This window comes from Ramlibacter agri (genome assembly GCF_012927085.1).
GTDB classification, from domain to species: Bacteria; Pseudomonadota; Gammaproteobacteria; order Burkholderiales; family Burkholderiaceae_C; genus Ramlibacter; species Ramlibacter agri.
Window position 1 is genome coordinate 2848118 of the sequence record NZ_JABBFX010000001.1, and the last position, 18821, is coordinate 2866938.

General features: G+C 68.3%; 20 protein-coding genes. 10 read left to right on the forward strand and 10 right to left on the reverse strand.

Annotated elements, in window-relative coordinates:
• Window positions 1-81 precede the first annotated feature (81 nt).
• Together HHL11_RS13845 and HHL11_RS13850 are read right to left on the reverse strand one after the other, a co-directional pair.
• Window positions 82-831 (reverse strand): electron transfer flavoprotein subunit beta/FixA family protein, encoded by a 750-nt coding sequence (locus HHL11_RS13845; protein ID WP_169418934.1) that lies wholly within the window; start codon window positions 829-831, stop codon window positions 82-84.
• A gap of 15 nt (window positions 832-846) precedes the next feature.
• Window positions 847-2004 carry a CaiB/BaiF CoA transferase family protein gene (locus tag HHL11_RS13850; protein ID WP_169418935.1) on the reverse strand — a complete coding sequence of 386 codons (1158 nt, stop codon included), beginning with the start codon at window positions 2002-2004 and terminating at the stop codon, window positions 847-849.
• 89 nt (window positions 2005-2093) lie between these two features.
• Here HHL11_RS13850 and HHL11_RS13855 point away from each other — a divergent pair, with 89 nt between their 5' ends.
• Window positions 2094-2843 carry an IclR family transcriptional regulator gene (locus HHL11_RS13855; RefSeq protein ID WP_169418936.1) on the forward strand — a complete coding sequence of 250 codons (750 nt, stop codon included), beginning with the start codon at window positions 2094-2096 and terminating at the stop codon, window positions 2841-2843.
• Here HHL11_RS13855 and wrbA read toward each other — a convergent pair whose 3' ends face one another.
• Window positions 2844-3446: an NAD(P)H:quinone oxidoreductase gene (wrbA, locus tag HHL11_RS13860; protein ID WP_169418937.1), complete on the reverse strand. Its 603-nt coding sequence runs from the start codon at window positions 3444-3446 to the stop codon at window positions 2844-2846.
• A gap of 71 nt (window positions 3447-3517) precedes the next feature.
• Complete coding sequence (locus HHL11_RS13865) at window positions 3518-4216, reverse strand: dienelactone hydrolase family protein (RefSeq protein WP_425355209.1); 699 nt, start codon at window positions 4214-4216, stop codon at window positions 3518-3520.
• 92 nt (window positions 4217-4308) lie between these two features.
• Here HHL11_RS13865 and HHL11_RS13870 point away from each other — a divergent pair, with 92 nt between their 5' ends.
• Both HHL11_RS13870 and HHL11_RS13875 read left to right on the forward strand, forming a co-directional pair.
• Window positions 4309-4686, forward strand: a complete 378-nt coding sequence (locus HHL11_RS13870; protein WP_169418939.1) for a carboxymuconolactone decarboxylase family protein — start codon at window positions 4309-4311, stop codon at window positions 4684-4686.
• A 17-nt stretch (window positions 4687-4703) separates the two neighbouring features.
• Window positions 4704-5699: an aldo/keto reductase gene (locus HHL11_RS13875; protein ID WP_169418940.1), complete on the forward strand. Its 996-nt coding sequence runs from the start codon at window positions 4704-4706 to the stop codon at window positions 5697-5699.
• Between the two features lie 7 nt (window positions 5700-5706).
• Here the strand turns inward: HHL11_RS13875 and HHL11_RS13880 are convergent, their stop codons facing one another.
• The 4 genes from HHL11_RS13880 to HHL11_RS13895 are packed head-to-tail and all read right to left on the reverse strand — an operon-like array spanning window position 5707 to window position 9811.
• A complete protein-coding gene (locus tag HHL11_RS13880; protein WP_169418941.1) occupies window positions 5707-6420 on the reverse strand; it encodes a 4-carboxy-4-hydroxy-2-oxoadipate aldolase/oxaloacetate decarboxylase in 714 nt (237 codons plus the stop codon).
• The gene (locus tag HHL11_RS13885; RefSeq protein ID WP_169418942.1) at window positions 6417-7190 is read right to left on the reverse strand and encodes a citryl-CoA lyase; all 774 of its coding nucleotides are present in this window, start codon (window positions 7188-7190) and stop codon (window positions 6417-6419) included. Before HHL11_RS13885 ends, HHL11_RS13880 begins: the two co-directional genes overlap by 4 nt.
• Window positions 7191-7209: 19 nt before the next feature.
• Window positions 7210-8847, reverse strand: coding sequence for an AMP-binding protein (locus HHL11_RS13890; protein WP_169418943.1), 1638 nt, complete (start codon window positions 8845-8847; stop codon window positions 7210-7212).
• A complete protein-coding gene (locus HHL11_RS13895; protein WP_169418944.1) occupies window positions 8840-9811 on the reverse strand; it encodes a Bug family tripartite tricarboxylate transporter substrate binding protein in 972 nt (323 codons plus the stop codon). The genes HHL11_RS13890 and HHL11_RS13895 overlap by 8 nt, the downstream gene beginning before the upstream one ends.
• 124 nt (window positions 9812-9935) lie before the next feature.
• Between HHL11_RS13895 and HHL11_RS13900 the strand changes: the two genes are divergently transcribed.
• Window positions 9936-10964, forward strand: a complete 1029-nt coding sequence (locus HHL11_RS13900; protein WP_169418945.1) for a LacI family DNA-binding transcriptional regulator — start codon at window positions 9936-9938, stop codon at window positions 10962-10964.
• Window positions 10965-10975: 11 nt separating this feature from the next.
• On the opposite strand, the gene HHL11_RS13905 is transcribed toward HHL11_RS13900, so the two are convergent.
• Window positions 10976-12199 carry an MFS transporter gene (locus HHL11_RS13905; RefSeq protein ID WP_205964276.1) on the reverse strand — a complete coding sequence of 408 codons (1224 nt, stop codon included), beginning with the start codon at window positions 12197-12199 and terminating at the stop codon, window positions 10976-10978.
• 81 nt (window positions 12200-12280) lie between these two features.
• Here HHL11_RS13905 and HHL11_RS13910 point away from each other — a divergent pair, with 81 nt between their 5' ends.
• The 6 genes from HHL11_RS13910 to cuyA are packed head-to-tail and all read left to right on the forward strand — an operon-like array spanning window position 12281 to window position 17807.
• Complete coding sequence (locus HHL11_RS13910; RefSeq protein WP_169418946.1) at window positions 12281-13060, forward strand: IclR family transcriptional regulator; 780 nt, start codon at window positions 12281-12283, stop codon at window positions 13058-13060.
• Between the two features lie 50 nt (window positions 13061-13110).
• The gene (locus HHL11_RS13915) at window positions 13111-13914 is read left to right on the forward strand and encodes an HpcH/HpaI aldolase family protein (RefSeq protein WP_169418947.1); all 804 of its coding nucleotides are present in this window, start codon (window positions 13111-13113) and stop codon (window positions 13912-13914) included.
• Window positions 13915-13936: 22 nt separating this feature from the next.
• Window positions 13937-14923 carry a Bug family tripartite tricarboxylate transporter substrate binding protein gene (locus HHL11_RS13920; protein WP_169418948.1) on the forward strand — a complete coding sequence of 329 codons (987 nt, stop codon included), beginning with the start codon at window positions 13937-13939 and terminating at the stop codon, window positions 14921-14923.
• A 10-nt stretch (window positions 14924-14933) separates the two neighbouring features.
• Window positions 14934-16217 carry a 3-isopropylmalate dehydratase large subunit gene (locus HHL11_RS13925; protein ID WP_169418949.1) on the forward strand — a complete coding sequence of 428 codons (1284 nt, stop codon included), beginning with the start codon at window positions 14934-14936 and terminating at the stop codon, window positions 16215-16217.
• A complete protein-coding gene (locus HHL11_RS13930) occupies window positions 16210-16746 on the forward strand; it encodes a LeuD/DmdB family oxidoreductase small subunit (protein WP_169418950.1) in 537 nt (178 codons plus the stop codon). The genes HHL11_RS13925 and HHL11_RS13930 overlap by 8 nt, the downstream gene beginning before the upstream one ends.
• Before the next feature lie 20 nt (window positions 16747-16766).
• Window positions 16767-17807, forward strand: a complete 1041-nt coding sequence (gene cuyA / locus HHL11_RS13935) for a D-cysteate sulfo-lyase (protein WP_169418951.1) — start codon at window positions 16767-16769, stop codon at window positions 17805-17807.
• Between the two features lie 42 nt (window positions 17808-17849).
• On the opposite strand, the gene HHL11_RS13940 is transcribed toward cuyA, so the two are convergent.
• Entirely contained in the window at window positions 17850-18818 is a 969-nt protein-coding gene (locus HHL11_RS13940) for a Bug family tripartite tricarboxylate transporter substrate binding protein (protein WP_240980073.1), read from the reverse strand.
• Between the last annotated feature and the right edge of the window lie 3 nt (window positions 18819-18821).

Sequence of the window (18821 nt, forward strand, 5' to 3'; positions counted from 1 at the left end):
GGCCAAAGAAAAATCAATGGATTTCTTTTGCGCCCTTTGCGTCCTTTTGCGTCTTTTGCGTCCGGAAGTCCGTTTTCGCTGTCAGATTACTTTCGCTTCGGTCTTCAGCTTGGCAACCAGCGTCGCGACGTCGGGTACCTTCACGCCTGCGCCACGCTTGGGCGGCTCGGAGACCTTCAAGGTCTTCAGGCGAGGCGCAACCTCGACGCCGAGCGAAGCGGGAGTCACCGTCTCCAGCGGCTTCTTCTTCGCCTTCATGATGTTCGGCAGCGTCACGTAGCGCGGCTCGTTCAGGCGCAGGTCGGTCGTCACGATTGCAGGCAGCGAGAGAGACAGCGTCTCCAAGCCACCATCCACCTCGCGCGTCACCCGCGCCTTGCCGTCGGCCACTTCCACCTTGGACGCAAATGTCGCCTGGGGAAGGTCGCATAGAGCAGCCAGCATCTGCCCCGTCTGGTTGCAGTCATCATCGATCGCCTGCTTGCCCAGCACCACCAGCCCCGGCTGCTCCTTGTCCACCAGCGCCTTCAGCAGCTTGGCGACCGCCAGCGGCTCCAGCGATTCAGCGGTCTCCACGAGCACGCCGCGATCCGCGCCGATCGCCATCGCGGTCCGCAAGGTCTCCTGGCACTGCGCCACCCCACAAGACACGGCAACAACTTCGGTGGCAAGCCCCTTTTCCTTCAGCCGCACCGCCTCCTCGATGGCGATCTCATCGAAGGGATTCATCGACATCTTCAGGTTCGCGATATCGACGCCGCTGCCGTCCGACTTCACGCGGACCTTCACGTTGTAGTCCACCACCCGCTTCACGGGCACCAGGATCTTCATGGCCAAAACCTCGGGTTAGCGGGCCTCGCGGCCCAGGATCTCTTGCAGCACTTCGGCCTGGTTCTCGCCCAGGTTGGGCGGCAGGCGCCGCACCTCGGGCTGCGTGCGCGACCAGGTGCCCACCGGCGCCGGCACGCGGATGCGTCCTTCGGTGGGGTGCTCCATCTCCTGCCAGAAGCCCACCGCTTCCAGGTGCGGATCTTCGAACAGGTCGTCGATGCGGTTGACGGGGCTCGCGGGGATGTCGGCCTCGTCGAACAGGCGCAGCCATTCCTCGGTGGTCTTCACGACCAGCGCCGAGTTGAGGTAAGCCCCCATCTCCTCGGAGCGGATCGTGCGCTCCTGCAGCGAGGCGAAGCGCGGGTCGTTGTCCACCAGGTCGGGCACGCCCAGCATGCGCGAGAACTTGCGCCAGTGTTCGTCGGTGTAGACCACCACGCAGAGGTGGCCGTCCTTCGTCGGGTAGGGGCCGCGCTGCGAGGACAGCAGGCGCTTGTAGCCGGTCTCGCCGCGCGGCGGCTGGAACAAGGCGCCGCCGAAGTGGTCGCCCAGGACGAACTGCGCCATGGTCTCGAACATCGGCAGTTCGATGGCCTGGCCTTCGCCGGTGCGCTGCTTGTGGAAGAGGGCGCTGGAGATCGTCGTCGCCAGGTACAGGCCCACGGTGCGGTCGCAGATGTTGATGGGCGCGTAGCTGGGCTTGCCGTTGACGCGCTGGAACACCGAGGAGATGCCGCTGGCGGCCTGCAGGATGTCGTCGTAGGCGGGACGGCCGGCATAAGGGCCTTTCTCGCCGAAGCCGAAGGCGCCGCACATGATGAGGCCCGGGTTGATCCTGGCGAGCGTCTCGTAGTCCAGGCCCAGGCGGCGCATCGCGGGCGGCCGGATGTTGTAGACCAGGACATCCACTTCCTTCACCAGCGCCAGCAAGGTGTCCTTGTCTTCCTGCTGCTTCAGGTTCAGGACGATGCTGCGCTTGTTGCGGTTGGCCTGCATGTACAGAGGGCCCATGCCCGGGTGCACGAAGGGCCCGACCTTGCGCATGGAGTCGCCCTCGGGCGATTCCACCTTGATCACGTCCGCGCCGAAATCGCCGAGGATCTGGGTCGCGAAGGGCCCCATCACCACGGTGGTCAAATCGAGAATCCGCACTCCAGCCAGAGGGCCTGCCATCCATTTGCTCCAATATCGCAATGGCGAAATTACTTTCGCGGTTGCGAATTCTGCTTTATGCTCGCCCCTGGTGTCAAGACCAGACCGCCATGTCCAAGATCGTCAACCGCACGCTCGATTTCTTTGAAGCCTTCGCCACGGCGAAGCGGCCGCTGGTGCTCTCCGAGCTGATGAAGGTGCTGGGCATCCCCGTGTCCAGCGCGCATGACGTGCTGCGCGCGCTGGAAGAGCGCGGCTACATCTACGAAGTGCGCCCGCGCGGCGGCTACTACCCCACGGCGCGCCTGTTCGACCTGGCCAAAGTGCTGGTGGACAACGACCCCTTCCTGGCGCGCGTGCAGCCGGTGCTGGAGAAGCTGCGCGACCAGGCGCAGGAGTCGGTGTTCCTGATGAAGGCCGGGGAGGGCTCGCTCACCTACGTGTCCGTCATCGACGCTGACAGCCCGCTGCGCCTGAGCGTGAAGGTGGGCGAGCCGCTGCGCGCGCTGCATGCCACGTCGGCCGGCAAGGCCTACTTGGCGAGCCTGGAGCCGGCGGAGCAGGACCGCATCCTGGCGGCCCTGAACCTGAAGGCGCTGACGCCGCAGACGCTGACGTCCAAGGCGGCGCTGAAGAAGGACGTGGCCGCCTCCGAGGAGCGCGGCTGGTTCCTCAACCGCGAAGAAAGCGTGGAGGATTCGCTGACGGTGTCGGCCCGCTTCCAGTGGCAGGGCGCCATCTACGTCATCACAGTTGCCGGCTCGGTCAAGCGCATGGAACGCAAGATCGACAACGTGGTGAAGTGGCTGAAGGCCGCGGCGGCGGAGTTGGACCAGCCGGTCGCCGCGGCGCTGGGTTGATCACCCGAACAGCTTCTTCGCGATCGTCGCCACGTGCTTGCCCTGGAAGCCGGCCATGCCCAGCTCCTGCTGGCTGGGCATGCGCTCGCCCTGGCCGCCGGTGATGGTGGAGGCGCCGTAGGGGCTGCCGCCCTTGATCTCGTCCAGGCCCATCTGGCGCTGCTCCGCATAGGGCAGGCCCACGTAGATCATGCCCTGGTGCAACAACGTGGGGATGAAGGTGAGGATGGTGCTTTCCTGGCCGCCATGCTGCGTGGCGCTGGAGCAGAACACCGAGCCGACCTTGCCCACCAGCGCGCCCGACATCCACAGCGCGCCGGTCTGGTCCAGGAAGTTGCGCATCTGGCCCGTCATGTTGCCGAAGCGCGTGCCGGTGCCGAAGATGATGGCGTCGTAGTTCGCCAGCTCCTCCGGCTTGGCGACGGGGGCCGGCTGGTTGGCCTTGCCGCCGGACTTGGCGAACAGGTCCTGCGGCACCGTCTCGGGCACGCGCTTGATGTCGACGGTGCAGCCTTCCACCTGGCGCACGCCGTCAGCGACGGCGTTGGCCATCGCCTCGATGTGGCCGTAGAAGCTGTGGTACAGGACGAGGATCTTTGCCATTTCGTTCTCCGTGGTGTTGGAGCCGGCATTCTGGCAAGCGATTCCTCATCCTTGATGACCGTGGGGTCGCTTTATTGCGCGTACAGGTTCTGCGCGAAGAACTCCAGGGTGCGGCCATGGGCCAGGGCGGCGCTGCGCGGGTGGTAGCTGGCGCGGTCCCAGCAGTTGAAGCCGTGCTGCGCGCCCGGGTACACGAAGAACTCGGCGCGGTCGCCGAAGGCAGCCTTCACTTTCTCCACGGCCTCCAGCGGGATGGCGTGGTCGTTCTCGGCGTAGTGGAACTGCATGGGCACCTTGATCTTGTCGACGACCTGCAGGTTGTCCTGGATGCCGCCGCCGTAGTAGGACACCGCGGCATTCACGTCCGTCAGCGCGGCGCTGAAGTAGGCGAGGCGCCCGCCCAGGCAATAGCCGACGGCGCCGACCTTCTGGCCCGCCACTTCAGGAAGCGCGCGCAGGGTGGCCACGGCGGCCTTGACGTCGGCCTGGATCTCCTCAGGCTTCAGGGACTTCATCAGCTCCAGCGCGCGTTCCCGGTCGGCGCCTTCGTAACCGAGTTCGACTTTCTGTGCGCCGCGCCAGAACATGTCGGGCGCCAGCACGACGAAGCCGTCCTGCGCGTACTGCTCGGCAACGCCGCGGATGTGGCCGTTGACGCCGAAGATTTCCTGGTACAGCACGATGCCGGGGCCCTTGCCGGCCGGCGGCAGCGCCAGGTAGCCCTGGTAGCCGGTGTCGCTGTTCTTCATGGCGACCCAGCGGGTCTGGATTTTGGCGGTCATGGTTTTTGCTCCTTCAGGGATGGCGCGAATGGTAAGGCGGAACGCGGCACACTGCAGGTCTTGGCACAGAAGGAGCTAGCATGAACAAGGAACTGTTCGAGAAGGGCCTGGCGGTGCGCCGCGCCGTGGTGGGCGAAAGCCACGTCGAGGCTTCGCTGAAGAACGCCGACGACTTCAGCATGCCCATGCAGGAGCTCGTCACCGAATTCTGCTGGGGCGAGATCTGGAACCGCCCCGGCCTGGACCGCCGCAGCCGCAGCATCCTGAACCTGGGCATGATCGCGGCGCTGGGCAAGCCGGAGGAACTGGGGCTGCACGTGCGCGGCGCCATCAACAACGGCATGAGCAAGGACGAGATCAAGGAATGCTTCCTGCAGGTCGCCGTCTACTGCGGCATGCCGGCAGGACTGGGCGCCTTCAAGGTGGCGCGCCAGGTTTTCAAGGACATGGGCATCTGAGCCCCGGAGACGTACGAATGAGCAAACTCACCCGCCTCGGCAACACCGGCCTGCAGGTTTCGCGCCTATGCCTGGGCACGATGACCTTCGGCACGCAGGCCGACGAAAAGGAATCCTTCGCCATCATGGACGCGGCCTGCGAAGGCGGCGTCAACTTCTTCGACACGGCCGACGTCTACCCGCTGGGCGTGGACCATGCGCTGAAGGGCGAAACCGAGCGCATCGTCGGCAAGTGGCTGCAGGGCAAGCGCGAGCAGGTGGTGCTGGCCACCAAGTGCGCCGGCGTCATGGGGCCGCTGCCCTGGCAGGGCGGCACCTCGCGCAAGCACATCCTGCATGCCATCGATGCGTCGCTCAAGCGCCTGGGCACCGACTACGTCGACCTGTACCAGTTGCACCGCGATGACGAAAGCACGCCGCTGGACGAGACGCTGGAGGCGCTGGACACGGTGGTCAAGAGCGGCCGCGCCCGCTACGTGGGCGTCTCCAACTGGAGCGCCTGGCGCGTCGCCCGCATGCTGGGGCGCGCCGAGGCCTTGCGCGTCACCAGGCCGGCGACGGTGCAGCCCCGCTACAACCTGCTGTTCCGCCAGTTCGAGCGCGACCTGTTCCCCATGTGCCAGGCCGAGAACCTGGCCACGCTTTGCTACAACCCGCTGGCCGGCGGCCTGCTCACGGGCAAGCACCGCGACCTGGCGGCGCCGGGCGCGGACAACCGCTTCACCGTCGGCAATGCCGCGGCCATGTACAAGGACCGCTACTGGCACGAGCGCGAGTTCGAAGTGGTGCAGCAGTTCGTCGCGCTGGCCAAGGACGCCGGCATTCCGCCGGTGCAACTGGCCGTGGCCTGGGTGCTGGCGCAGCCGGGCATCACCTGCGCCATCATCGGCGCGAGCCGCGCGGCGCAGCTGCCGGATTCATTGGCCGCGCCGGGCGTGAAGCTGGATGCGGCCTTGCTCGCGCGCCTCGACGAGATGACGCGCGAGTTCCGCTTCGGCGACGCGGTCCGCTAGCGGGCCGTCATCGCGGGGCGTCGTCGAACGCCCCGTCGACCTCCCGCACCTCCAGCTTCGCGTAGCTGGCGGGCGCGCCGATCGCGTCCCACATGGGCTGGCCCCGGCGCATGGCCGCGATCACATCGTCCTCGCGCCGCATCTTGGCCTGCGCGGCGCCGACCACCCGGTCCGCATCCGCCCGCGGCACCACGACCACGCCGTCGCCATCGGCTACGACGAGGTCGCCCGGCCGGACCTCGACGCCTTCGCAGATGACGGGCGCGTTGACGGTGCCGTGTCCGGCCTTCTCCGGGTGCATGGCCCAGACGTGCGTCGCCCACACGGGGAAGCCGAGCTCGCGCACCTGGTCCACGTCGCGCACGCAGCCTTGCACGACCACGCCCGCCAGACCCTTGTCCAGGGCATGGCGCGTTGCGAGGTCGCCCCACTGCGCGCCCGAGAGCTCCGCCCGGCAGACGACCACCAGCACGTCACCGCGCTGCGCGAGGTTCAGGGCGCGATGCATCATCAGGTTGTCGCCCGGCCAGCAATACGCGGTCACCGCGGGGCCGGCAATGCGGACGCCTTGTTGCAAGGGGTGCATGCGCGCATCCATCAGGGCCGCGCGCCCCGCAGCCCCCATGGATTCGTGGATGTCGGCGACAGTGAGCTCGCGCGCACGCTCGACGATGTCGGCCGCGACGCGGTTCACCTTGAGGTAGACGGTGGAGGCGCTCATGCAGCATCCTGCGCGCGGTAGGGGATCGCTTCGTCGACGGTTTCCCAGATGAAGGCGGCGGAGGGCTGCTGCGACTCCTCGTAGATGTGGCCGACCAGGCCGGCCGAGCGGCTGACCACCGCGACCCCGCGCATCACCTTCTGCGGGATGCCGATTTCGCCCAGCAGCGCCGCCGACGCGCCGGTGGCGTTGATCGTCACGTGGCGGCCGTACACCGCGTCGACCTGCGCGGACAGCATCTTCAGCGCCGCGATGTGGCGGCCCGGCACGTCCTGGCCTTCCGCCACGGCCAGCATCCGCGGCGTGCGCGGGTCGTCCGGCTTGTGGTGCGGATGGCCGAAACCGTGCACGGGCTTGCCGGCTTCCTTGTGGCGCAGCGCGATGTCGCGCGCACGGGCTTCCAGGCCTTCCGGCGCGGCGAGCATTTCCTCCAGCAGCGCCGCGCAGCCTTCCATCGTGCCGATGAAGGTGGTGCCCACGCCCAGCAGGCCGGCCGCCACTGCCGCCTGCAAGGCATCCGGCGCGGAGTGGTAGATCAGGCGCGTGGCGATGACGCTGGGCGTCAGGCCGTGCTCCATCAGCGTGACCAGCACGGCGTCGAGGATGCGCACCTGCGTGGGCGTCGGGCGCTTGCCGGTCAGCTGCAGCAGGAACATCTCCGTGAACGTCGCCTGGCCGATCAGCTCCTCGACGAGGTCGTGGCCGCGCACTCGGATGGTCTTGGAGTCGGAGGTGGCAATGGCCGTCGTGGGTTGGGGCTTGGTGCGCATGTGTTCTTCCTTCCTGGGTTCAACGCCGGACCGCGATGCCGGCGCGCTCGCGGTCCCACAGCGCGGACAGGTCGGCTTCCGCCTCGCGCCGCAGCTTGTATTTCTCGACCTTCTGGCTCAGCGTCCGCGGCATGTCGTCCAGCGTCTGCACGTAGCGGGGCACCATGAAGTACGCGAGGTTGCGGTTGCAGTGCTCCATCAGCGATTCGTAGCTGAAGTCCGCGCCGGGCCGCAGCGTGATGCTGGCGGCGACTTCGTCCTCGCTGGTCTCCGCGCGCACGGGATAGACGGCGACGTCCGCCACCGCCGGGTGGACGCGAATGACTTCCTCCACCTCGAAGGCGGAGATGTTCTCGCCGCGCCGCCGGATCGCGTCCTTGATGCGGTCCGTGTACCAGACGTAGCCGTCGGCGTCGACGAGCCCGCGGTCGCCGGTGTGGAACCACAGGTTGCGGCGGCTGGCGGCGGTCGCCTCGGGCTGCTTGTAGTAGCCCAGCGAAGCGCCCCAAGGGTTGTTGTTGCGCATGACGATCTCGCCGGGCGTCCCGGGCGGCACGTCGAAGTCGTTCTCGTCCACGATGCGCAGGTCGATGCCCGCGCGCGGCAGGCCGCACGAGCCCAGCTTGTCGCGCCGGCTTTGTGTGTTGTAGGCCGCACCCAGGCAGTAGTCCGTGAGGCCGAAGGCGCTCATGATGGTCATGCCGAAGCGCTCTTCGAACTCGCGCGCGAAGCCGGGCACGGGCGCCAGGTGGCAGCGCTTCACGCGGTGGTCGCGGTCGGCCGGCGAGGGCGGCTGCTTCCACAGGAAATTGGTGACGGCGCCCACGCCGTTGAACACGGTGGCCCCGCTTGCGCGCACGTGGGCCCAGAAGCGGCTGACGGAGAAGCGCGGCGCCAGCGCGATCGCCGCGCCCGCCATCAGCGAACCCATCGTGCTTCCGAGCAGCGCGTTGCCATGGAACAGCGGCAGGAAGACATAGGCGATGTCGTCCGGCGTGTATTCGTGGTGGAAGGCGACGTCCGAGCCCCAGTAGATGAAGTGGGCGTGCGTGTACATGATCGCCTTCGACGGGCCGGTCGTGCCCGAGGTGAACATCAGCATCGCCAGGTCGCTGAAAGCCGGCGGCTCGCCGGGCACGGCTGCGGGCGCAGCAAGCAGGCTGTCGAAGGCGTGCAGGGTGACGCCTTCAGGCTGGGTCAAGGCGGCAGGCGCCGGCTCCTCGCCGCGCGACGGCACCACGAACACGTGACGCACACGCGGCGCATGCGCGCTGGCTTCGAGGAAGCGGGGCAGCAGGTCGGCGTCGACGATCAGCGCGGCGCAGTCCGCGTGGTCCAGGAAGTAGCCGAGCAGTTGGCCGCGCGCCGCCGCGTTCAGCGGCACCGACACGAAGCCCGAGCGTGCCGGGCCCAGGATGGCCAGCAGCTGCTCGGGGGAGTTGTTCATCAGCACGCCGACATGGGCGCCGCGCGGCAAGCCGGCGGCGGCCAGCCCGGCGCCCACGCGCAGCGTCCGCTCGTCCAGTTGGGCGTACGACAGCGTGCTGCCGTCCGGCATCCAGGTCAGGAAGGTCTTCTTACCCCATTGCTGTGCGCGCTCGCGCAACACGATGTCCAGCGTGGACGTGCGGGCATCGTAGCCAGGCAGCTTATTCATTCTTCGCCCCGCTGACGCGGATCAGGTCCTGCCACTTCTTCTTCTCGGCGGGCACGGCGGCGGTCCAGGCCTGCGCATCGGCGAAATCGCTCTCGAAGCCCTGCGCCTTCGCCAGCTCCGCGAACTCCGGCGTGCGGGTCGCGACCGAGAGCGCGTCGGAGAACTTGCGCACGATGGCGTCCGGCGTGCCGGCGGGCACGAACACCGCGTTGAACGAGAAGAACTCGTAGCCGGGCAGGCCGGCCTCGGCCACCGTGGGCAGTTGGGGCAGCGATTGCGAACGGCGCGGGCCAGTGACGGCAAGCGCGCGCACGCGGCCGGACTCGATCTGCGCCTTGGTGGTGGCCAGCGCGGAGAAGGTGAAGTCCACCTGGCCCGCGACCGCGTCGGTCAGCGCGGCGGCCTGCGTCTTGTACGGCACGTGCAGGAACTGCACGCCGGCTGCCTGCTGGAACGCGGCGGCCGACAGGTGCTGCGCGCTGCCGCTGCCCGCGGAGGCATAGGTCAGCTTGCCGGGGTGCTTCTTCGCCGCTTCGATGATGTCCTTGACGGTCTTGTACGGCGAGTTCGCCGGCACGACCAGCACCAGCATCACGCTGGCCAGGCGCGCCACCGGCTTGAAGTCCTTGATCGAATCGAAAGGCACCTTGCCCATGAGCACCTCGTTGGTGAAGTGCCCGGGGCCGGTGAAGAGCCAGGTGTAGCCGTCGGCGGGGGAGCGGGCGACCTGCTCGGTGCCGATGACGCCGTTGGCGCCGGCCTTGTTTTCCACCACCACGGCCTGCTTCCATTGCGCGCCCATGGTGGCGGCCAGGTAGCGCGTGATCGCGTCGAGGTTGGTGCCGGGACCATAAGGTTCCAGGAAGGTGACGGGCCGGGTGGGCCAGTCCTGCGCAAGTGCCGGTTGCAGGACGGAAGCCGCCAGGGCCACCGCGGTGATGAGGGTCCGCAGCAGAGCGTGCATGGAAAGTCTCCTTGTGTTGTCGTGCCGGAAGGGCCAAGATGTGGAATCGTTTCCCGACGCATTCCAGTCTAAGTAGCGTGTACGCGTCCGGCAATGCTGTGGATCGTTTCCATACTGGTAAACCATGACAGATCGCATCTCCGTCCGCGACGTGGCGGCCGCCGCCGGCGTCGCCATGAGCAGCGTCTCGCGCGTGCTGAACGACAGCGGCTATGCCAGCGAGGCCGTGCGGCAGCGCGTGTTGAAGGCGGTGGCCAAGCTGGGCTACGAACCGGACTTCACGGCGCGGCACCTGCGCACCGGCCGCAGCAAGACCATCGGCTACCTGCTGCCGACCATCGCCAACCCGGCGCCCGCGGCGCATCTGGGCGAGGTCGAGCGGCTGCTGCAGGCCGCGGGCTTTTCCCTGCTCGTGGGAAGCTCGCAGCGGCCGGCGCGGGATCGCGAACTGGTGACCTTTTTCGAGAACCGGCGGCTCGAAGGCATCATTGCGTCGCCGAGCTTCGAGTACCCGGCCGCCGCGGACTGCCCCTTCCACAAGACGGCGCTGCCCGTCGTGGTGGTGGAGCGGGACCTCGGCGATGCGTTCGACAGCGTGCTGATGAACCACGCGGGCGGCGTGCGGCAGGCCATGGACTACCTGCTCTCGCTGGGACACCGCCGCGTCGCACTGCTGGTCTCCGGCGCCAACCTCGCGCCGGGCCGCGAGAAGCTGCGCGGCTACCAGGAAGCGCTGGCGGCCGCCGGCCTGCCTTTCGACCCGGACCTCGTCTTCATGCCGGAGTCGTGGCTCGCGTCGTCGCGCGTGTTCACGGCGGGCATGCTGCAGTTGCCTGCACCGCCGACGGCGCTGATCGCGCTCGGCACCCAGATGCTCTCGGGCGCGCTGCACGTCATCCGCGCCACCGGCCGCGAGGTGCCGCGGGACTTCTCGATGATTGGCATCGGCACCACCGAAACACTGGAGCTGATGTATCCGCCGATGAGCGCGCTGCGCTATGACTATCACCGCAGCGCGGAAGTGGCGGTGCAGCTGATGCTCGATCGCATCGAGGGGACGGCCGGGCCGCAGGGCCGCCGGGTGATCCTGGAATGGGACCTGACGGTCGGCGGCACCTGTGCGCCACCGCCGCGGCAAAGCAAGAATCCCTGAGGGGCGGCCCCCTATGCGTCGAAGGTATTCCGCCGCGCCAGCCCGGGGAACACCTTCCACCACGACGCCACCACCAGCAGCGTCGCCACCCCGCCGACCACCACCGAGCCGATCGGGCCCCACCAGGCTGCGGTGGCGCCGGACTCGAATTCGCCCAGCTGGTTGCTGGCGCCGATGAACATGGAGCTGACGGCGCCGACGCGGCCGCGCATGTCGTCGGGCGTGTCCAGCTGCACCAGGGTCTGGCGCACGACCACGCTCACCATGTCGGCGCAACCCGAGAACGCCAGCACCACCAGCGACAACACGAACCACTGCGAGAGGCCGAAGGCCAGCATGCACAGGCCGTAGAAGCCGACGGAGAGCAGCAGCCAGCGGCCCACGTGCGTGCGGATCGGATGCCGCGCCAGCACGATCGACATCAGCAACGCGCCGATGGCGGGCGCTGCGCGCAGCGCGCCCAGGCCGGTCGGGCCGACATGCAGGATGTCCTTCGCATAGATAGGCAGCAGCGCGGTGGCGCCGCCGAACAGCACCGCCATCAGGTCCAGCGAGATCGCGCCCAGCAAGGGCTTGCGCGACCAGACGAATTCCGCGCCGGCCAGCATCGTGCGCAAGGTCGGCCGCTCGCGCGACGACACCACGCGCTGGTCATGCACTTGCAGCATCGCTATGACGGCCAGAACAAGCAGCACGGTCGCCACGCCATAGACCGTGGTGCCCGTGCCGATGAACAGCACGCCTGCCATCGCAGGACCGCCGATCACGGACACCTGGTTGCCTGACGCGCTGAGCGCCATCGCACGCGGCAGCATGCTGGTCGGAACCAGCGTCGGCACCAGCGACTGCTGCGCCGGCTGCTGGAAGGTGCGCGCCGCGCCCAGCAGCACGGAGACGCCGAGCAGCAGCTCGCGCGAGAGGAAGTGCCCCAGGCTCGCTCCGAGCAGCAAGGCCGCCGTCAGCAGCTGCAGCCCCTGGGTGAAGGCCACGATGCGTCCGCGCGGGTAGCGGTCGGCCACGTGGCCGGCGGGCAGCGTGAACAGGAGGACGGGCACGAACTGGAACAGGCCCACCAGGCCCAGGTCCCAGGCGCTGTTGGTCAGCTCGTACATCTGCCAGCCCAGCGCCACCATCATCATCTGGTTAGCCATGCCGGCAAGCACGCGCGCCGAGAGCAGGCGCAGGAAGGCGGGAGGCGCGGAAAAACGTTCCGCGGCGGTATCGGCAACCGTCATCGGTGCGTGGGGGTCCTACGGGGGAAACCCGCATTCTCCCCGCAAAGGCAAAATCGCGTCTTGCCGAGGAGTAGATGGCCCATGGCCAGCCAGGACAAGATGCTCACCCTGCTCGACGCGTTCAGCGTCGACACCCCCGTTTGGTCGGCCGACGAACTCGCCGCCCGATTGGAACTTCCGCCTTCCACCTGTTACCGCTATTTGAAGTCGCTGCACCAGGCCGGCCTGCTGGCCCGCGTGGGCAGCGGCTCCTATGTGGTGGGCCCGCGCGTGCTGGCGCTGGACCGCGTGTCGCGCGTGTCGGACCCCGTGTACAGCGTGGGCAGCACCGTGGTTGCCGCCTTGTCGAAGCGCACCGGCTACAGCGCGCTGCTGTCGGTGCTTTACAGCGACTCGGTGATGTGCGTGCAGCAGGTCGCCACCGAGGACGCGCCGCCCGACCTGTTCGGCCGCGGGCAGCAGCGTCCGCTGGTGGCGGGCGCCACCGCCAACATCATCCTGGCGCACCTGCCGCCGCACCAGCTGCGCAGCGTGTTCGCCAAGCAGGGCGAGCGCATCGCCGCCGCCGGCCTGGGCGAGGACTGGGACACCTTGCGGGCCAGGCTGGCCGAGATCCGCGCGCAGGGCTGGAGCTTTTCGGCGGGTGAGTTCCGCGCGGGCATCGCGGGCCTGGCGGCGCCCCTCTTCAACAAGGACGGCGAGGTGCTGGGAAGCATCGCGCTGGCCACCTCCACCCAGTCCACCCGGCTGAAGGATTTCCAGGCGCTGGCGCCGGCCGTGATGAAGGCGGCCGCGGAAATCTCGCGGGGCATCGCCGAAAGCTCCGACGTCGTCGACCTGCCGGCGCGCGCCCTGGGCTAGCGCGGTTCCAGAAAAGTCTCCTACAATATGAGAATCTTTTCTGGAGCAGCATGTCCCCCTCGCTCGACGAAATCCTCCGCAATGGCGTGAAGGAGAAGCTGGCCCGCGACGAAGTCGTGGCCTCGATGATGGTGCGCCTGGTGGGCGGCGTGGAGATCGCCCGCATCGCCAGGACGGCCGGCTTCGACACCTTCTACATCGACCTGGAGCACTGCTCCTTCTCGCTGGAGACCACCAGCCAGGTCTGCATGGCGGCGCTGGAAATGGGCATCCCCGCCTTCGTGCGCGTGCCGGCCAACCGGCCCGAGTACATCTCGCGCGTGCTCGATGGCGGCGCCGTCGGCGTGATCTGCCCGCACGTGCGCAGCGCGGAGCAGGCGCGCGAGGTGGTGCGCTACGCCCGCTTTGCGCCCCAAGGTGACCGCTCCGCCAACGGCGGCCTGCCGCACCTGCAGTACCGCAGCTTCCCCACGATGGAGGCCAACCTGGCGCTGAACCGCCAGACCATGGTGATCCTGATGATGGAAGCCGTGGACGCGCTGGAGCAGGTGGAGGAGATCGCTGCCGTGGAAGGCGTCGACATGATGCTGGTGGGCACCAACGACCTGACGTCGGAGTGGGGCATCCCCGGCCAGTACGACGACCCGCGCGTGGCTGCCGCCTACGAGCGCACCATCGCCGCCTGCCGCAGGAACGGCAAGCACGTGGGCATCGGGGGTCTCGCTTCCCGCCCCGACCTGGTGGAGAAGTTCGTGCGCATGGGCGCGCGGTTCGTTTCCACCGGCAACGACCTGGCCTTCCTGCAAAGCGCCGCCGCTGCCAAGGCCAAGGCCGTGCACGCGCTCAGCCGCTGAATTTCAACCCAAGGAGAGAGACATGCAGTTCACCCGCCGCACCCTGGCGCGCGCCGCCGTGGCCGCCGCCGCCTTCGCCGCCCTTGCCGCGCCCGCTTTCGCGCAGGGCTATCCCGACAAGGTGGTCAAGATCGTGGTCGCCTTCACGCCGGGAGGCCCCACCGACGTGGTGGCGCGCATGGTGGCCCAGAAGCTGAGCGTCAAGTGGGGCCAGCAGGTGATCGTGGAGAACAAGCCGGGCGCCGCCGGCGTGATCGGTTCCGAGTACGTGGCCAAGGCGCCCGCCGACGGCTACACGCTGTTGATGGCCACGGCCGGCAACCTGACGGTAAACCAGCACCTGTACAAGCACCTGAAGTTCGACCCGGTCAAGGACTTCACGCCCATCGCGCAGACGGCTGGCGTCGACTTCGTGCTGGTGACGCAGGCGAATTCGCCCTTCAAGAACGTCAAGGACGTCATCGCTGCGGCCAAGGCCAAGCCGGACGCAGTGACCAGTGCCACTTCCGGCAACGGCGGTGCGCCGCACCTCGCCGCTGCGCTGTTCGAGGACGCCGCCAAGGTGGACCTGAGCCTGGTGCCGTACAAGGGCACGGCCGATGCGGTGAACGCCGTGCTGGCGGGCGAGACGCAGCTGGACTTCGATGCCGCCTCGCAGGTGGTGCCGCAGATCAAGGGCGGCAAGCTCAAGCCGCTGGCCGTCCTGGGCATCAAGCGCTCCGCGCTGCTGCCTGACGTGCCGACGATGGCGGAAGCCGGCCTGCCTGCGTACAAGTTCAGCAACTGGTTCGGCCTGGTGGGCCCGGCCCACATGCCCAAGCAGGTGACGGACAAGCTGCAGAAGGACGTGGCCGAAGTGCTGAAGGACTCCGAGATCCTGGCCCGTTACCAGATCCTGGGCCTGCAGGCACCGACAGCCGTCACGCCGGCCGCCTTCGCGAAGCTGATCCAGGCCGACGCCGACAAGTGGGCCGCCACCATCCAGGCGGCGCACATCGTCGCGGAATAAGGAGTCCCGCATGGGCATGACCATCACGGAGAAGATCCTGGCCCGCGCGGCGGGGCTGGCCGCGGTCCAACCGGGCCAGTTCCTGGACTGCAAGGTGGACCAGGTGGCGAGCATGGACCTGCAGGGCAAGCTGGTGTTCAACACGCTGGGCAAGCTCGGGTCGGAGCAGCTGTTCGATCCGGCCCGCGTGGCGTTGACGCTGGACCACCAGAGCCCGGCGCAGACGGTGGCCATCGCCGACGTGCATGCGGCCATCCGCGTGGCGGCGAAGAAGTTCGAGGTGAAGAACCTGTTCGACGTCGGCAGCGGCATCATGCACGTGGTCATGCCCGAGCGCGGCCTGGTGCTGCCGGGCGAGCTGGTCATCATGAACGAGTCGCACACGCCCACCGGCGGCGCCATGGGCGCGGTCGTGATAGGCGTGGGGCAGACCGATGCGGCCGTGGCCGCGGCGCTGGGCGAGATCTGGCTGGTGGTGCCGGCCACGATCCGCGTCAACCTGCGTGGCGCGCTGCGCGATGGCGTCACGACCAAGGACGTCGCGCTGCACCTGATGAAGCTGCTGGGCTACGAGCGCAAGGCGATCTACAAGACCATCGAGATCGGCGGTCCCGGTGTCGCGGCGCTGTCCATGGACGCGCGCTTCACCATCACCAACTACTGCTCCGACATGGGCGCCAAGTCGGCGATCTTCGAGCCGGATGCGGTGACCCTGGCCTATGCGAATGCGCGCAAGCAGCGCGAGTTCACGCCGGTGAGCAGTGACGCCGATGCGAAGTACGAAGAAGTGATCGAGGTCGACCTGGCCGCGCTGGAGCCGCTGCTGGCTTGCCCGCACGCGCTGGACAACATCCACAGCGTAGCCTCGCAGGCCGGCAAGGCCATCAACGAAGCCTTCATCGGCACCTGCACCAACGGCCGCTTCGAGGACCTGGAAGCGGCCGCGCGCATCGTCGCCGGCCGCCAGGTGGCGCCGGGCGTGCGCTTCGTCGTCGTGCCGGCTTCGCGCGAGGTGTACCAGCGCGCGCTGGCCGCGGGCCACGTGGCCACGCTGGCGGAGGCGGGGGCGCTGATCTTCCCGCCCGGTTGCGGGCCCTGCATGGGCGAGCACAGCGGCGTGCTGGGCGCCGGCGAGGTGGCCATCAGCTCCGGCAACCGCAACATGAAGGGCCGCATGGGCAGCCCCGATTCCTTCGTCTACCTGGGCTCGCCGCAGACGGTGGCGGCCTCGGCGGTGCAGGGCGTCATCACCGACCCGCGCACGCTGGAACCCGTGGAGGCTGCACATGCCTGAGAAATTGATCCGCGCCGGCGCCTACCGCGTCGGCGACGACGTGAAGGCGCTGGAGATCATGCCCACGCGCTTCAAGAGCTCCAACGCGCTGTCGGACGCGGAACTGGCCAAGGCGGCGTTTGCCGACCTCGACCCGGCGTTCTCCGCCAAGGCCTTGGCCGGCGAGTACGGCATCGTCGTGGCCGGCGTCAACTTCGGCGGCGGCGGCAAGACCGTGGAAGGACCTGTGTTCGCGCTGCGCGGCGCGGGCATCCAGCTGGTCATCGCCGACGGCTTTGCCCGCTACTTCCTGCGCAACGCCATCAACAACGGCTTCGCCATCCTCGTGTGCGAAGGCATCTCGCAGGCCGTGCAGACAGGGCAGGCGCTGAGCGTCGACCTGGCGGCCGGGCGCATCACCAACGAAGCGACGGGCCAGGTGTTGCAGGCCACGCCGCTTTCGCCCACGGCGCTGGAGATCCTGGCGGCGGGCGGGCTGGTTCCGTATGCGCAGCGCAAGCTGGCGCAAAGGGCTGCGGCGGCGGCCTGATCCCGCTAACATCGCGCTCCATGGACCTCTCCCGCTTCCCTCGCCGTCGCTACACGCCCTTCGCCACCCCGCTGGAATTCCTGCCGAACTTCACGCAGGCGCTGGCCGCTTCGTGCCCCGGCGGCAAGGGGCCGCGCATGTGGATCAAGCGCGACGACATGCTGGGCCTGTTCCCCGGCGGCAACAAGACGCGCAAGCTCGAGTTCCTGGTGGCTGACGCGCTGGCGCAGGGCGCCGACACGCTGGTGACCTGCGGCGCGCCGCAGTCCAACCACTGCCGCATCACGCTCGCCGCCGCCGTGAAGGAGGGCCTGAAGTGCCGCTTCGTCATCGAGGAGCGGGTCAAGGACAGCTACGACGTGCACGCCAGCGGCAACAACTTCATGTTCCGCCTCATGGGCGTGGAAGCGATCACCGTGGTGCCGGGCGGCAGCAACATGGCCGAGGCCATGCAGAAGGTGGCCGACGAGGTGGCGAAGCTGGGTCGCAAGGCCTACATCATCCCCGGCGGCGGCTCCAACGCCATCGGCGGCCTGGGCTACGTGGCCTGCGCACAGGAACTGCAGCAGCAGTTCTTCGACGAAGATGTGAAGATCGACCGCATCGTCGTCGGCTCGGGCAGCTCGGGCACGCACGGCGGCCTGGTGGCCGGCTTCCTGGGCAACAACATCCGCATCCCCATCACCGGCATCGGCGTCAGCCGCGACCCGGCCGACCAGGCGCCGCTGGTCCTGAAGGAAGCGCAGGCCGTGCTGGACCTGCTGGGCGTGAACCTGAAGGTGAAACCCGAGGACGTGAGCTGCGTCGGCGGCTTCTGGCAGCCGAAGTACTCGGTGCCCAACGAGCGCATGGTCGAAGCCGTGCAGATGCTGGCGCGCACCGAAGGCATCCCGCTCGACCCGGTCTACACCGGCAAGATCATGGCCGGCCTGATCGGCCTGGCCCGCGAAGGCGTATTCAAGCCGGACGAGAACGTGCTGTTCCTGCACACTGGCGGCCTGCCGTCGCTGCATGCCTACGAGGGCGTGGTGCTGGGCGAGGGGAAGGATCTGGCGCCCTGACGACGCGGTGCGCAGCGGAGCTGCGCACCCTACATGACTGCGTCACTCTGCCGTGATGTTGTTCGCCTTGATCAGCGCGCCGTACTTGGCGAGCTGAGCGCGCGTCGCGGCGCCCAGTTCTTCCGGCGTCGTGCCGCGCGGCGTCAGGCCCTGCGCTGCGAGCTTCTCGCGCACCTCGGGGTCGGCCAGCGCCTTCTGCACTTCGGCGGCGAGCTTGTGCACGATGTCCTTCGGCGTGCCGGCCGGAGCCATCATCGTGAACCAGGAGTTGAACTCGAAGCCCGGCATGCCCGACTCGGACACGGTCGGCACGTCGGGGAACTGCGGCATGCGCTTGGGCGTGGTCACGCCGATCAGCCGCACCTTGTTCGCCTTGATCAGCGAGGTGACGGTGGCGAGACCCTGGAAGGCCGCGTCGACTTCCTTGCCGGCCACGCCCATCGCCGCCTGCGTCGCGCCCTTGTAGGGCACATGCTTCATGTTCAGGCCGGCCTGCGAGGCGAACAGCGCCATCGCGATGTGCTGCGGGCTGCCGTTGCCGCCCGAGCCGTAGTTCAACACGCCCGGCTGCTTCTTCGCGAGCGCGATCAGGTCGGCCGCGGTCTTCTCCGGCGCATCGGCTGGCACCACCAGGCCCCATTCGACGGTGGCCACCAGCGACACCGGCTCGAAGTCCTTCAGGATGTCCCAGGGCATCTTCGGCGTCATGTTCGGCACCATGGTCATGATGCTGTCGTTGAAGCCGCCGATGGTGTAGCCGTCCGGCGCCGCCTTGGCCACGTTGCCGGCGCCGATGAGGCCGGCCGCGCCAGGCTGGTTCTCGATGACGATGGCCTGCCCGAGGTTGCGGCCCATCTTGTCGGCGACGATGCGCGCCGCCGCGTCCACCGCGCTGCCGGCGGCCAGCGGCACGATCATGCGGATCGTCTTGTTCGGGTAGTTCGCTTGCGCCTGGGCGAGGCCGGCGGAACACAGCAGCGCGAGCAGCGCCAGGCGGCGGGGGATCTTCATCTT